Here is a 248-nt window from a genome sequence, read left to right as displayed (position 1 = left end):
TGCCCATTCCTGCCGCGCCAGCGGCGGCTCTCGTTCCAGCGCCTTGGCGCTCCACTGCACTCCCACCGGCAGGCTCATCAGCCACAGGCCGCCACAGCCGAGGGCAAAACACACACCCGCCAGACGCGGCCGCGAGCGGCGCAGCCACCAGGCGGCCAGCAACAGCAGCAACAGAATGCCGGGCGGCAGTAAAAGTTGTTTGATGAAATAGCGAAAGGGCATCGGGCATCTCCAAAGATGCCCGAAGC

Annotated in this window: 1 pseudogene; it reads right to left on the bottom strand. The window is 65.3% G+C overall.

Annotated features, from left to right (window positions below):
• A pseudogene (locus AC0IXA_RS27910) lies at window positions 1-222 on the bottom strand (YdcF family protein); the annotation flags it as partial.
• Window positions 223-248 lie beyond the last annotated feature (26 nt).

This window comes from Pseudomonas sp. AC083 (assembly GCF_979253165.1).
Note: the sequence above shows the minus strand (reverse complement) of the source record. Positions and strands in the feature narration are given on the sequence as shown.